13 protein-coding genes are annotated in these 13,979 nt (G+C 71.5%); 8 read left to right on the forward strand and 5 right to left on the reverse strand.

Translation table 11 applies throughout. From position 1 onward, the window contains the following. Positions 1-42: 42 nt before the first annotated feature. Complete coding sequence (locus ACIBTV_RS17090; protein WP_396705862.1) at positions 43-504, reverse strand: DUF5318 domain-containing protein; 462 nt, start codon at positions 502-504, stop codon at positions 43-45. Between the two features lie 174 nt (positions 505-678). On the opposite strand from ACIBTV_RS17090, the gene ACIBTV_RS17095 reads away from it, so the two are divergent. Then, a complete protein-coding gene (locus ACIBTV_RS17095) occupies positions 679-1,317 on the forward strand; it encodes a PadR family transcriptional regulator (protein ID WP_396705864.1) in 639 nt (212 codons plus the stop codon). Between the two features lie 24 nt (positions 1,318-1,341). Continuing rightward, positions 1,342-2,421 (forward strand): inositol-3-phosphate synthase, encoded by a 1,080-nt coding sequence (locus tag ACIBTV_RS17100; protein ID WP_396705866.1) that lies wholly within the window; start codon positions 1,342-1,344, stop codon positions 2,419-2,421. Positions 2,422-2,502: 81 nt separating this feature from the next. On the opposite strand, the gene ACIBTV_RS17105 is transcribed toward ACIBTV_RS17100, so the two are convergent. The 3 genes from ACIBTV_RS17105 to ACIBTV_RS17115 all read right to left on the reverse strand — a co-directional run bounded on the left by ACIBTV_RS17105 (position 2,503) and on the right by ACIBTV_RS17115 (position 4,406). After that, entirely contained in the window at positions 2,503-3,420 is a 918-nt protein-coding gene (locus tag ACIBTV_RS17105) for a hypothetical protein (protein WP_396705868.1), read from the reverse strand. A gap of 133 nt (positions 3,421-3,553) precedes the next feature. Then, a complete protein-coding gene (locus ACIBTV_RS17110; protein WP_396705870.1) occupies positions 3,554-4,033 on the reverse strand; it encodes a methylated-DNA--[protein]-cysteine S-methyltransferase in 480 nt (159 codons plus the stop codon). A 40-nt stretch (positions 4,034-4,073) separates the two neighbouring features. Beyond that, the gene (locus ACIBTV_RS17115; RefSeq protein WP_396705871.1) at positions 4,074-4,406 is read right to left on the reverse strand and encodes a hypothetical protein; all 333 of its coding nucleotides are present in this window, start codon (positions 4,404-4,406) and stop codon (positions 4,074-4,076) included. 148 nt (positions 4,407-4,554) lie between these two features. Between ACIBTV_RS17115 and ACIBTV_RS17120 the strand changes: the two genes are divergently transcribed. Further along, positions 4,555-5,097 carry a hypothetical protein gene (locus tag ACIBTV_RS17120; protein WP_396705873.1) on the forward strand — a complete coding sequence of 181 codons (543 nt, stop codon included), beginning with the start codon at positions 4,555-4,557 and terminating at the stop codon, positions 5,095-5,097. A gap of 29 nt (positions 5,098-5,126) precedes the next feature. Next, positions 5,127-6,635, forward strand: a complete 1,509-nt coding sequence (locus ACIBTV_RS17125; protein WP_396705875.1) for a flotillin family protein — start codon at positions 5,127-5,129, stop codon at positions 6,633-6,635. Positions 6,636-6,689: 54 nt separating this feature from the next. Here the strand turns inward: ACIBTV_RS17125 and ACIBTV_RS17130 are convergent, their stop codons facing one another. Then, on the reverse strand, positions 6,690-8,150 hold the full coding sequence (locus ACIBTV_RS17130; protein ID WP_396705877.1) for a CCA tRNA nucleotidyltransferase: 1,461 nt from the start codon (positions 8,148-8,150) through the stop codon (positions 6,690-6,692). 123 nt (positions 8,151-8,273) lie between these two features. On the opposite strand from ACIBTV_RS17130, the gene murJ reads away from it, so the two are divergent. The 4 genes from murJ (at position 8,274) to ACIBTV_RS17150 (ending at position 13,857) form a co-directional block, all read left to right on the forward strand. After that, the gene (gene murJ / locus ACIBTV_RS17135; protein WP_396705879.1) at positions 8,274-10,040 is read left to right on the forward strand and encodes a murein biosynthesis integral membrane protein MurJ; all 1,767 of its coding nucleotides are present in this window, start codon (positions 8,274-8,276) and stop codon (positions 10,038-10,040) included. Between the two features lie 433 nt (positions 10,041-10,473). Further along, positions 10,474-12,078: a protein kinase family protein gene (locus tag ACIBTV_RS17140; RefSeq protein WP_396705881.1), complete on the forward strand. Its 1,605-nt coding sequence runs from the start codon at positions 10,474-10,476 to the stop codon at positions 12,076-12,078. Positions 12,079-12,121: 43 nt separating this feature from the next. Beyond that, positions 12,122-12,838: an RNA polymerase sigma factor SigM gene (gene sigM, locus ACIBTV_RS17145; RefSeq protein WP_396705883.1), complete on the forward strand. Its 717-nt coding sequence runs from the start codon at positions 12,122-12,124 to the stop codon at positions 12,836-12,838. After that, the gene (locus ACIBTV_RS17150; protein WP_396705885.1) at positions 12,835-13,857 is read left to right on the forward strand and encodes a hypothetical protein; all 1,023 of its coding nucleotides are present in this window, start codon (positions 12,835-12,837) and stop codon (positions 13,855-13,857) included. Before sigM ends, ACIBTV_RS17150 begins: the two co-directional genes overlap by 4 nt. The last annotated feature ends 122 nt before the right edge of the window (positions 13,858-13,979 follow it).

Raw genomic sequence — 13,979 nt, forward strand, 5'->3', positions numbered from 1 at the left:
AGCGGTCCTGCACGGCGTCGGGGCCGGCCGGTCGGGCTGGGTTCACCGTTGCGCCTCTCGCCTTCGCCTCGTCGAAGCGGGACCGGCGGAGGTGTCACTGCCAGCGCCCGGCTCCGCCGCGGCGTCCACGCCACCGGCCAACCCGTCCCGGCCGAGCAGGTACTGCTCGACGAGATGGTTCCAGTTACAGCCGAGGCACACCTCCACCACGAAGACCTGGAACTCACGCAGTGTCATCGCCAGCACGGGCAACTCCGCCAACGTGCGGGCCTGCCCGGCGGACTGCTTGAGTTCGTCGCCGTAAATGTAGTGGACGTGGGTCAGATTCTCGCTCCGGCAGATCGGACACCGGTCGTCCGTCGGCTCGCCGTGGAAGCGAGCAGCGTTCTTCAGGTACGGCGAGGCGTCGCAGACGTCGTACGTGCCGATCCGGCCGGTCAGGAGTTCACGCAGCACCGCTCGCTTCTGAAGCGAGTAGTCGACGACCTGGCGCTGCGTACGCATGCGGAGAAGGGTACGCGGTCCGGCCGAGCGAGGCGACCACGGTGACGATCCGTGACGACGGGATCTCGCGAAGGGGGTTTGCCCTGGCCATGGTGATCCGCTAGCGTGCGATGTATCGGTCCGATACATCGCGGCGGTTAGCGCTCCGCACTCAGGGTAGAGGAAGGGTGGCCAGTGCTCGAGCTCGCCATCCTCGGCCTGTTGCAGGAGTCTCCGATGCACGGCTATGAGCTGCGCAAGGAGTTGACCGCCAAGCTCGGGGCGATCCGGGCAGCGATAAGTTACGGCTCCCTCTACCCGACCCTGCGTCGGCTGCAGGCGGAAGGGTGGATCGCCGAAGCTGCCGAGACACCTGCCACCGCCGAGGAGGTTCCCGCGCTGACCAGCCGACGAGGTCGGGTGGTCTACAAAATCACCGCGGAAGGCAAGGAGCGGTTCGCCCAGCTGATCGCACAGGCCGGGCCCGAGACGTACGACGACACGGGCTTCGGCGTGCACTTCGCGTTCTTCGCCCGGACCGACCAGGCGACCCGACTGCGCATTCTGGAGGGTCGCCGCCGAAAGATCGAGGAGCGTCGCGAAGGGCTTCGCGACGTGCTGGGCCGAGCGGCCGAGCGCCTCGACGCTTACACCCTGGAACTGCAGCGCCACGGCCTGGAGGCCTGTGAGCGCGAGGTCCGCTGGCTGGAGGAGCTCATCGCCAATGAGCGCTCCGGCCGAGCCCCGACGGTCCCGCGAGCCGGGACGGCCGGTGGTCGACGAGAAGACAACAGCCCGCCCCCGCCTGGAGAGTCCAGGACAGAGCGGCCGTGATGAAAGAAGAAGGAGGCAGACGCTATGGGCTCCGTCCGCGTCGCCATCGTCGGTGTGGGTAACTGCGCCTCGTCCCTCGTGCAGGGCGTTGAGTACTACCGCAACGCCGACCCGAACGATCGCGTCCCGGGTCTCATGCACGTCACCTTCGGCGACTACCACGTCTCGGACGTGCAGTTCGTCGCGGCGTTCGACGTCGACGCCAAGAAGGTGGGCATGGACCTCGCGGAGGCGATCGTCGCCAGCGAGAACAACACCATCAAGCTCTGCGACGTGCCGCCGACCGGCGTCACCGTGCAGCGCGGCCCGACCTTCGACGGCCTGGGCCAGTACTACCGGGAGATCATCCAGGAGTCCGACGCCGACCCGGTCGACGTGGTCAAGGCGCTGCGCGACGCCCAGGTCGACGTCGTTGTCTCCTACCTGCCGGTCGGTTCCGAGCAGGCCGACAAGTTCTACGCCCAGGCCGCGATCGACGCCGGCTGCGCGTTCGTGAACGCCCTGCCGGTCTTCATCGCCTCCGACCCGGAGTGGGCGCAGAAGTTCACCGACGCCGGGCTGCCGATCGTCGGTGACGACATCAAGAGCCAGGTCGGCGCGACGATCGTGCACCGCGCCCTCGCGAAGCTCTTCGAGGACCGCGGCGTCGAGCTGCTGCGCACCTACCAGCTCAACTTCGGCGGCAACATGGACTTCATGAACATGCTGGAGCGCAACCGCCTGGTCTCGAAGAAGATCTCGAAGACCCAGTCGGTGACCTCCCAGATCCCGCACGAGATGAGCAAGAGCGACGTGCACATCGGTCCGTCGGACCACGTGCCGTGGCTGGACGACCGCAAGTGGGCCTACATCCGCCTGGAGGGCCGCTCGTTCGGTGACACCCCGCTGAACGCCGAGCTCAAGCTGGAGGTCTGGGACTCCCCCAACTCGGCCGGCGTCATCATCGACGCGGTGCGCGCCGCGAAGATCGCGCTGGACCGGAAGATCGGCGGCCCGATCCTCTCCGCGTCGTCGTACTTCATGAAGTCCCCGCCCGTGCAGTACGCCGACCACGACGCGCACGCCGCCGTCGAGGCCTTCATCAAGGGCGAGGTCGAGCGCTGACGCGCTGGGCACCAGTACGGCCGAAGGGCCGGGTCCGAACGGACCCGGCCCTTCGCCATGTTCAGCCCAACGCCGACGGGGTCACTTCCAGCTCGGCGAGCTGTTCTTGGCCCGCTCGGCCCGCTTCGCGGCGGCCGACTTGCTGGCGCGGGCGCTGGCGTCGGCCGAGTAGGGCAGGATCTCCGGGTTGACGCCGCCGATGCCGACCACGAACGCCACCGCGTCGATGATGATGTGGGTCGTCCGGGCGGCGTAGACGGAGATGTAGTCGAAGTTGTAGCCGATGCCCGACATGAACGAGTTCGAGATCACCTGGTTGGTCAGGTAGTTGATCGACGAGAAGTTCTGCGGACGCGCGACCCCGTGCGGGAAGATCTGCACGAAGCCGGAGGCGACCGCGCTGGTCACCGTGAGGTTGCCGAAGAGCGCGTCGCCGATGAAGACGAAGTCGCTCAGGTCGAGGTGGATGGTCTGGCCGTCGCGCAGCCGGCCCGAGCTGTCGAGCGTGGTCCCCGAGGCGTTCACGATCCGGGAGCGGCCCGCCGCGGTGCGGGTGTCGACCACGCGCTGCGGCGTGATCGGCACGATGCGGTTCGAGTTGCCGGTCGTGTGGAGGTAGTCGACCCAACCGGGCACGGAGACGACCTGGAAGTTGCCGTAAGCGTCGACGCCGACCGAACCGACCGGGGACTGGTCGCTCAGGTAGTCGCCCCGGGGCACCAGCTGCAGCGGCGGACCGGAGAGCGACGCGTCGCCCTCGGCGGTGCTGCTGGTGTTGTCGAGCCGCAGCGTCGGCCCGGTCGACGTGTTGGTCAGCGAGGTGCTGGTCGCACCTGCCAGGTTGTTGCCGCCCTGGAGCACCGGCTGGCCGGGGTCGGCCTGGGCGGGGCTCGCGATCGCGGCGCCGACCACCGTCGTCCCGGCCACGCCGGCGGCGACGGTGCCGGCCCGCCGCAGCAACTGGCGGCGGTCGACGTTCTTGTCCTGCTTCTCAGTCATGAATCCCCCGTGAGGAATGGAAATGTGTGACCCGGTAGATCATGACTGGTAGGTGGCGGGTTCGCATCGACCGATCGGTCGGTAACCGTGTCTTCGCCACGGTCGCCCGCCGCCCCCTCCAGATCGACGAACGTCAGGACCAGGCCCGTTGCAGGGCGACGCGGGCCTCCAGCTCCAGCAGGTGAACCTTGCGGTCGAGGCCGCCGCCGAAGCCGACCAGCTTGCCGCCGACGCCCACGATGCGGTGGCAGGGCACGATCACCGGGACCGGGTTGCGGTTGCAGGCCACCCCGACCGCCCGTGCCGCCCCGGGATCGCCGACCAGTCGCGCCACCTCGCCGTAGGTCAGCGTCTCACCGTGGGGGATCTCGGTCATCACCTGCCACACCGCCCGCTCGAACTCCGAGCCGCGCGGAATGGACACCGGCACGGTGAAGTCGGTCAGCTGACCGGCGAAGTACGCCCGGAGCTCCGAGACGGCCTGCCGGGACACCTCGTCGCCGGGCTCGTCGGCCGCTGTGTCCACCCGGCCGAAGCGCGTGCCGCACACGCTCGTGCCGTCGGTGGCCACGGAGAACTCGCCGATCGGTGAGTCGAGCACGGTCCAGCGCATCCAGCCATTGTCCCCGTCGCCGACTTCTCCGCCGGCCCGGCTACCAACGGCGGGTCGAACGCCATTCGTCCGCTGCGCGGATCGCGGCAGCGGCGGCGGCCCGCTCGGCGCGGGTGCGGTCGCGGTCACGAAAGCCCAGGTACAACTTGCGACCGGCGTAGAAGGGCAGCAGCAACGCCACGACGAAGAACAGGACGTAGCCCGCGCCGCCGCTCAGCAGGTAATAGGCGTAGGAGCCGGCGAGCACGGCGCCGATGCCGGCCAGCACGCGGTCGACCCACGACGTGGTGACGAAGGAGGTGACGGCGACGCCCAGCAGCACGAGCGCGGTCAGCGCCAAGCCGAGGATGTAGAGCGTGATCACCACGGCCACGGCAGGTCCTCTCGTTGTGCACAGGCCGGAGCGATCAACCGGCGGCGCAGAACATAACTCGCCGAGGGCTGCCTGCGCTGTCCTCTTTTCGATCAAGGCGCCAGCCCGCGCGTCGGTAGATCATCTTGCCGTCCAGTGGATCATCGAAATGTTGCGGGACGTCGATACCGTGCAGGTCGTGGCCACGGGGACGCTGTTCTTCCTGATCGTCGGTGGGGCCGGTGTCGCGGTGCTGGCACTCGCCCTGCTCGGGACCGAACTGCTCCACTTCGGTGGGGCCGATGTCGACGGCCCGGTGTCGACCGAGACCGTGGCCGCCTTCGTCGGCTCGTTCGGCTTCGGTGCCGCGATCGTCAACGAGCTGCTCGGTGGGCGTACGCCCGCAATGGTCGCCGCAGCGACCGCCGGCGGCGCCCTCGCCGCCGTGCCCGTCGCGTGGCTGGCGTCCCGCCTCAGCCGGGCCGCCCGCGACATGCGCACCGACCCCACGCCGACCCGGGACGACCTGGTCGGGGCGATGGGCCTGGTGGTGACCCCGGTGCCGGTCGACGGCTACGGCGAGGTCCGGATCCGGCTGGCCGGGCAGCCGGTCAAGCTCAACGCCCGCGCCGATCGTGCCATCCCGGCCGGCGCCCAGATCTTCGTCGTCCAGGCGCTCAGCGAGACCAGCGTGCACGTCGAGACCTACTGAACAACCCCCTTCGCAGACAGGACACCTGCATGCTCCTACTCATCGCCATCGGCGGCGCGGTCATCCTCGTCCTCATCCTCGTGATGTTCGTGCTGTCCCGGATCAAGGTGGCCGGGCCGAACGAGGCGTTCATCGTCACCGGCCGCAAGGGCCGGACCACCCAGACCGCGGACGGCGGCCGCTCGACCGACATGTCCGGCCAGAAGGTGGTGCTGGGCGCCTCGGTCTTCGTCCTGCCGGTGGTGCAGAAACTCCAGTCCCTCGACCTGTCCAGCCGCCGGATCGACGTCGGGATCCGGGGCGCGGTCAGCAAGCAGGGCATCCGGGCCGACCTGCACGGCGTGGCGATCGTCAAGGTCGGCGGCACCGAGGACGCCATCCGGGCCGCCGCCCAGCGCTTCCTGCACCAGCAGGACGAGATTGACAACTTCACCCGGGAGGTGCTGGCCGGCGCGCTGCGCTCCATCGTCGGTCGGCTCACCATCGAGGAGGTCATCCGCGACCGGGCGGCGTTCGCCAGCGCGGTCGCCGAGGAGGCCGAGCACTCGATGACCAACCAGGGCCTGGTGCTCGACACCTTCCAACTCCAGGACATCCTGGCCGAGGGCTCCTACCTTCAGGACCTGGGCCGGCCGGAGGCGGCCCGGGTGCTCAAGGACGCGGCGATCGCCGAGGCCCGGGCCCGCCAGCAGGCCGAGCAGGAACGGCTGCTCGCCGAGGAGGCGATCGCCGAGGCGAACCGGAACCTCTCCCTCAAGCAGGCCGCCATCCAGGCCGAGATCGACGCCGCGAAGGCGAAGTCGGCGGCGGCCGGGCCGCTCGCGCAGGCCGAGCGGGACCAGGCGATCCTCACCGAACAGCAGAAGGTGGCCGAGCGCAACGCCGAGCTGAAGCAGCGCCAGCTCGACACCGAGGTGCGCAAGCCGGCCGACGCCGCCCGGTACAAGGTCGAGCAGGAGGCCGAGGCGGCCCGCAACGCGGCGGTCCTCAACGCGGACGCCCAGCGGCAGGCGGTCATCGCCGCCGCCCAGGCGGCCGCCGAGCAGTCCCGGCTCACCGGTGAGGGTGAGCGGGCGCGGCGCGCCGCGCTCGCCGAGGCGAACGCGATCGAAGGCGCCAAGGAGGGTGAGGCCGAGCAGCGGCGTCGCTCCGCGATCGCCGAGGCGGTCGAGCGGGAGGGCGCGGCCGAGGCCGCCGCGATCCTCGCCCGCGGTCAGGCCGAGGCCGACGCGATGGCGCGCAAGGCGGAGGCGTTCGCGGCGTACGGCGAGGCGGCCGTCCTAGACCTGCTGGTGAAGGTGCTGCCGCAGGTGGTCGAGGCCGCCAGTGCCCCGATCGGCGCGATCGACAAGATGACGGTCATCTCCACCGACGGGGCCTCCTCCCTGACCAAGTCGGTGGCCGGCAACGTGGCGCAGGGCCTCCAACTCGGCAGCGATCTCACCGGCATCGACCTGGCCGGGCTGCTCGCCCGGCTGGGCTCGGCCGCCGGGAACGGCAAGCCGTCCGTCGAGGGCGCGGCCGTCGAGACCCGCTGACGTACGACGGCGGGCGCCGCTCCCGGTTCGGGAGTGGCGCCCGTCCTGCTTCGGTCAGTCGCGGATGCCCTCGTCGCGGGCCCAGCGGAGCAGTTCCGCCTCTGCCTCGTCGCGGTCGAGCGGGCCGCGCTCCAGCCGCAGCTCCTTGAGGTACTTCCAGGCCCGGCCCACCACCGGCCCCGGCGGCACGCCGAGCAGCTCCATGATCGCGTTTCCGTCGAGGTCGGGGCGGACCCGGGCCAGGTCCTCCTCGGCGGCCAGCCGGGCGATCCGCTCCTCCAGCGCGTCGTAGTCGGCAGCGAGCTGGGCGGCCTTGCGGCGGTTGCGGGTGGTGCAGTCCGACCGGGTCAGCTTGTGCAGGCGGGACAGCAGGTCACCGGCGTCGGCGACGTACCGGCGCACCGCGGAGTCGGTCCACTCGCCCCGGCCGTACCCGTAGAACCGCAGGTGCAGCGCGACCAGCGCGGTGACCTGGGAGGTGACCTCCTTCGGGTAGCGCAGCGCCTTCATCCGGGCCTTGGTCAGCCGGGCGCCGACGACCTCGTGATGGTGGAAGCTGACCCGACCGTCCGACCCGACCGCCTTGGTCCCCGGCTTGCCCACGTCGTGCATCAGCGCGGCCATCCGCAGGACGAAGTCGCAGCCCTCCTCCTCGAACCGCATCGCGTTGCTGACCACGGTGAGGGTGTGCTCGTAGACGTCCTTGTGCTGGGCGTGCTCGTCGATCTCCAGCTTGAGGCCGGTCAGCTCGGGCAGGAAGCGTTCGGCCAGGCCGGTGTCGACCAGCAGGCGCAGCCCGGTGATCGGGTCGGCGCCGCACAGCAGCTTGGTGAACTCGTCGCGGATCCGCTCGGCGGTGATCCGGTCGAGGTCGGCGGCCATCGCGGTCATCGCGGCGTGCACGTCGGGGTGCACCGCGAAGCGGAGCTGGGCGGCGAACCGGGCGGCCCGCAGCATCCGCAGCGGGTCGTCCCGGAACGACTCGTGGGGAGTCGCGGGCGTACGGATCACCTTGGCCGCGAGATCGTCCAGCCCACCGTGCGGGTCGGTGAACCGGTGGTCCGGGAGGCTCACCGCCATCGCGTTGATCGTGAAGTCCCGGCGCTTCAGGTCCTCGGTGAGGCTGGTGCCGTACTCGACCACCGGGTTGCGGCTGATCTGGTCGTACGCCTCGGCCCGGAACGTGGTGATCTCCAGCCGGAGCCCGTCGCGCTGGGCGCCGATGGTGCCGAACTCCCGACCCGTCTCCCAGATCGCCTCCGCCCAGCCCCGGACGATCCGCAGGGTCTCGTCGGGGTGGGCGTCGGTGCAGAAGTCGAGGTCGTCGCCGAGCCGGCCGAGTAGGGCATCGCGCACCGAACCGCCCACCAGGTGCAGTTCGTGGCCCGCGCGGGCGAACCGGCGGCCCAACTCGTCGGCGACCGGGGAAACCCGGAGCAGTTCGGCGACGGCGGTGCGCTGCGCGGCGGTGAGTTCGCGGCGGTCGGCGGTGGGATACGCGGAGGCTTCGGACATGGGATCGCCAGCCTATCGGGCCGGGTGGGGATCTCCTCCGCCGGGCGCGGGTAACGGGCCAGGGTTGACTAAGGTTTCTGACGTGCGGGCGGGCGCCCGGCGAGGTACCCGGGGAGGCTGGACATGAGCGGCGGGCTCTACCGCAGCGCGAACGCCGCACAGGGCGGAGGCCCGGGCGGGTACGGCAGCGGGCAGCCGCCGGCCGACGGGGCCACCTTCATCTCGGCCGAGCCGCTGAACCAGCCGGCGTTCGAGTCGACGGCCCCGCCGCAGGAGCAGGTCGCCGAGGCGAGCGCCGCCACCAACAGCGCCGTGATGGCCATCGGCAGCCTGGTCAGCCGGGGCACCGGTTTCCTCCGCAACCTCGTGATCGGGGCGGCGCTCGGCGGCGGGTTCGTCGGCAACGCGTACACGACCGCCCAGATCCTGCCCGGGATGGTCTACGAGTTCCTGCTGGGCGGCGTCCTCACCAGCGTGCTGATCCCGGTGCTGGTTCGACGGCGCAAGGCGGACGCCGACGGCGGCCAGGCGTACGCCCAGCGGCTGCTCACCCTGGCGGTGCTCGCGCTCGGCGCGGCCGCCGTCCTCGCGGTGCTCCTGGCATCACCGCTGACCTGGCTCTACGGCGGCAGCGAGTCGACCGAGGGCTACTCCGGCCTCGTCACCAACCTCTCGTACCTGACGCTGCCGATGATCTTCTTCTCCGGCTTGAGCGCGCTCATCAGCGCGGTGCTCAACACCCGGGGTCACTTCGCCGCCCCGATGTGGGCGCCGATCCTCAACAACCTGGTGGTCATCGGCACCGCCGGCCTCTACATCGCCGTGTTCGGGGCGAAGATCGTCCAGCCGGAGGACATGACCGCCGGACGGATCGCGCTGATCGGTGGCGGCACCCTGCTCGGCGTCGCGATCCAGGCCGTCGGCCTGCTACCGGCGCTGCGCAAGGTCGGGTTCCGCTGGAAGATGCGCTTCGACTTCCGGGCCCTCGGCCTGCGCGAGCTGGGTCGGCTCGGGGCCTGGATGATCTGCTACGTCGCGGTCAGCCAGGTCGGCCTGATCGTGCTCTTCAACCTGCTGAACCGGGTGGGCGAGGAGAACGCCGCCGGCCCACTGATCTACAACAACGTGTTCCTGCTGCTGATGACCGCGCACGGCATCATCGCCGTCTCGATCATCACCGCGCTGATGCCCCGGATGAGCGCCGCCGCCGCCGACGGCCGGTACGCCGACGTCGCCGCCGACCTGTCCCGGGGCACGCGGACGGTCACCGCGGTGCTCGCCCCGATCGCGGTCTGCTACGCCGTCCTGGCGACCCCGATCGCGTTCACCCTGTTCCGGTTCGGCGCGTTCAACGCCGAGAACGCGACCGCGACCTCGGTGGTGCTGATCGCCGCCGCGCTGGCGCTGGTCCCGTTCGCGGTGAGCCAGCTCTTCACCTTCGCCTTCTACGCGCTGCCGGACACCCGTACCCCGGCGCTGATCAACATTCCGGTGGTGGCGCTGCGGATCGGCGTGCAGATCGTGCTCTTCGTGGCCTTCTCGGCGAGCTTCGCCGGCGCGGGAATGATGATCGGTAACGCCGTCTCCTACCTGGCCGCCGCGCTCGGCTCCGCGTGGCTGCTGCGCCCCCGGGTCGGTCGGATCGGCCTGGGTGAGATCACCCGGACCAGCGGACGGGTGCTGGTGGCGGCGCTCGGCGCGGCGCTGGTCGGTCTGCTGGTGGTCAAGGTGCTCCCCGGCGATGACACGCCGACCCGCGTGGAGGCCGTCATCCAGCTCGTGGTGGGTGGCGCGGTCATCGGCGTGACCTACCTGGGCCTCGCGATGGCCCTGCGGATCGGCGAGATCACCGAGGTGGTCGGCATGGTCCGCCGCCGTCTCGGCCACTGAGGCCCGGTACTACCCGGCGGTACGGTCCGTGACCGTGGATCACCAGGCTGGGGATGTGCCTGTGGATAACTCCGCGATTCACCGGTCAGCTGGCCGGTCGGCCTGTGGATAACCAGCCGTACGGATGAGCGTGCCCGGGCTGTCGGGGGGAACCTGGGGTCCGCAGGGACGCGGTCCACCACCCCGGCCCGGGCCCCTGCGGCGACGCCTTGCGGTGAACCCGTAGATTGGCTAGTACATGTGCCAGCAACGTGGCCGACAACGGTCGTAACCGGACGACTCCTCCGACTCCGGGCACCTCGGTGGGTGCGGCGGGAAGATGACATGTCGGGGAAGCGGGCAACCCGGGTAAGGTCGCTGTCGACGGGAACGGCAGCCGGCATCGGTGCGACTCCGGTCGGCCGGTTCCTTTGAAGGCAGAGCGGGAAGCCACATGCCCAGCAGCGCGGGTCCATCGATCGACACGATCACCGAGGGAGGACGGGTGACCCAGGTCGGCGAGGGTCAGGACGCGGACGAGAGCGCTCCGCCGGTCATGACCTTCGGTGCTCCCACGGCCGGTGAGATCCTCGCCGAGCGCTACGAACTGGTCGAGCACATCAACAACGACAGCGCTGGGCGTCTGGTCTGGCGGGGTGTCGACGTCGTGCTGCGCCGCCCCGTCGCCGTCGTGCTGCGCTACCCGGGTGGTGAGTCCGCCACCGAGATGCTCCAGGCCGCCGTCGCGGCCAGCCGCGTCATCCACCCCAACCTCGTCGGCGTCTACGACGCGATCGACGAGGACGAGCGCGCGTACGTGGTGCGCGAGTGGGTCGACGGGCAGTCCCTGCGGGAGCTCGTCGCCGAGGGCCAGTTCGACCCGGCGCGCGCCACCGCCATCGGCAGCGCCGTGGCCAGCGCCCTCGCCGCCGTCCACGCCACCGGCATGGTGCACGGCAACGTGCACCCCGGCACCGTGATGATCTCCGACGACGGCCGCGTGGTGCTGGCCGACGCCCGCACCGACGGCGACGACAGCCAGGAGAGCGACATCCGGGCGGTCGGCGGGATCCTCTACTTCGCCCTGACCGGGCACTGGCCGCACACCGAGGCCCCGCTGCGCGGCGCCACCGCCGGCCACGGACGGGCCGCCATTCCGGACGGCGTACGCGACGCCGCCGGCGCCATCGCCGCGCCGCGCCAGGTCCGCGCCGGCGTGCCGGCGTACCTGGACGACCTGACCATGGACCTGCTCGACCCGGAGATCGCCCCGCCGTCGTCGGACGTGCTCGCGGCCGAGCTGGCCCGCCTCGACGTGCCGGCGGACGACTCGTACCTCGACAACAGCGGCCCGCTGCGCTTCGCCGCCGACCCCGAAGAGGAGCCGTCGCCGCTGGCCGCAGCCGGTGGCCGCAAGGTCGCCATCGGCATCGCCGGCCTGCTCGCCGTGGCCCTTGTCGGGCTCCTGATCGGCATCAGCGCGCTCGGTGGGGGCGACGACAAGGACCCGCAGACCAACCCGGTCGCGGCGCCCACCTCCAGCGCTCCCGCCGGTGACGCCAACCCGCCCGCGGCCGGGCCGCTGCGCATCCAGGACGTCCGGATCATCGACCCGGACAGCAGCAAGCGCGACGAGTTGGACGGCGCCAAGAAGATCATCGACGGTAAGACCGACGAGGGCTGGCGGACCGACCGCTACCCGAACAACAAGTTCGGCAACCTGAAGAAGGGGATGGGCGTCTGGATCGACCTCGGCGCCCCGCACACCGTGCGCTCCGTCCAGGTCACCCTCGCCGGCAGCGGCGCGACGGCCGCGCTGTTCAGCGGCAGCGTCAACCCGCCCTCCACCTCCTCGGGCGACAAGCAGCTGGTCGAGAACTACAAGACCGCGATCGGCCAGCCGTTCGAGGAGCACGACGGCACCACGATGACCTTCGACGGCTTCGACGCCGACAAGAAATACCGGTACCTGCTCTTCTGGGTCACCCAGCTGCCCGCCGACGAGGACAGTCCCGGGTTCCGGCTCGGGGTCCAGGAGATCTCGGTCCAGGGGTCGTGAACCGGCAACCACGTCCCGGGCACCGCCTCCGCCGGACGTGGTGATGGACACGCACGACGACGCGGGTTCACCGCCGGCCACCGCGCCGGTCCCGCCGGGCGTCGCCGACCCGGCCCACGACCTCGCGCTGCTGCGCGCTCACGTCGCCGGTGACCGGGACGCCTTCGCCGAGCTGTTCCACCGACACCGAGACCGCCTCTGGGCGGTGGCGCTGCGCACGATGGGCGACCGCGAGGAGGCGGCGGACGCGCTCCAGGACGCGCTGCTCTCCGCACACCGCGCGGCCGACCGCTTCCGCGGCGACTCGGCCGTCACCACCTGGCTGCACCGGATCGTGGTGAACGCCTGCCTGGACCGGATCCGCCGGCGGCAGGCGCACCCCACGGTGCCGCTGCCCGACGGGGTCCACGGCGACAGCGGTTCGGGCACCGGCGGCGTCGAGCCGGCGGCCCCGGTGACCGACCACGACACCGCCCTCGTCGTCCGGCAGGCCCTCGCCGCGCTGCCCGTCGAGCAACGCGCCGCGCTCGTCCTCGTCGACGTGCAGGGCTACCCGGTCGCCGAGGTGGCCCGGATCCTCGGCGTCGCCGAGGGGACGGTGAAGAGCCGGTGCGCCCGGGGCCGCGCCCGGCTGGCCGTGCTGCTGGGGCACCTGCGCGGCGACGTGCCACCCGTCACGTCCGGGAACCCACGCCCGTCGGAGGGCGTCGGATCAGGGCCGGGGCGATCCCGGCGCGACGCCAACCAGGAGGACGCGTGACGACCGGGCGGTCCCAGGAGGTCGACGACGACCTGCTCGCCGACTACGTCGGCGGGGCACTGGACGGCACGCCCGAGGAGGCCCTGGTCGCCCGGTTGATCAGCGAGAACAGCGTCTGGGCCGACGCGTACGCCCTGCTGGCACCGGCCGTGGCGGACGTCCGGGCCGATCTGGCGGGGTGGGGCGAGCCGGCGGTCGAACTGCCGCCCGAGATCAGCGACCGGATCGCCGCGGCGCTCGCCGCGGAGCCGATGCCGACCTCCGCAGACGGCAACCCGGCCGGGTTGGCGTCGGACGCGCCGGTCGACGGCGTACCGACGATCGAGTCGGCGGGCGACGGCGGGCGGCTGGTCCCCGCGCAGGGCGGGCCGGTGCGGCGCCGGCCGGCCGCGGGCACGTCACGCGCAGAATCGGGGCGGCGCGTCGCGACCGGCCCGGGTCGGGGGCGCCGCCGCTGGGCCCGCGTCGCCGGCCCCGTTGCGGTCGCCGCGGTCTCGCTGGCGGCCGTCGGCCTGGGCGTCGGTCAGCTTCGTCAGCACGGGGACACCGCCGGCACCGCGATGGACCAGCCGGTCAGGGCCCCGGCGGACGCGGCCGGGGCCGGGCCGGCGAGGACGACCGGCCCGGCGATCCACAGCGGCACCGACTACTCCCCGCAGAGCCTCGCCGGTGCCAGCGCGCCCGGCGCATCGGCCACGTCCCGGCCGCTGGCCAGCGAGATGCCCCGCACGGGGGCCGACGCCGAGGGGGAGCGGCTACCGGCGCCCGACGGCCGGGACCGGCTGGCCCGGCTCACCGACCATGCCGCGCTCACCACATGCCTGGACGAGATCGCCGCCGAGCACCGCGCCGGTCCGCTGGTGGTCGACCTGGTCGACTACGCCGCCTTCCAGGGCGAGCAGGCGTTGGTGGTGCGGTTCACCGACGGCACCGGCGCACGGTGGACCTGGGTGAGCGGACCGGAGTGCGGCGTACCCGGTTCGGGCGCAGACACCCGCTACCGCACCCGGGTAGGGTGAAATCGCGGTCATCGGCGTTTCACCGCTCACGTGACGTGACCCACCGGATGCCCGTCCTGGGAATTCCCGGTCAATACGATGACGTTCTGGAAGAAGCTCGTCGGCACCTCCGGGTGCCGCAC

Origin of the sequence: Micromonospora sp. NPDC049366 (genome assembly GCF_044466625.1) — a bacterium.
Lineage (GTDB): Bacteria > Actinomycetota > Actinomycetes > Mycobacteriales > Micromonosporaceae > Micromonospora.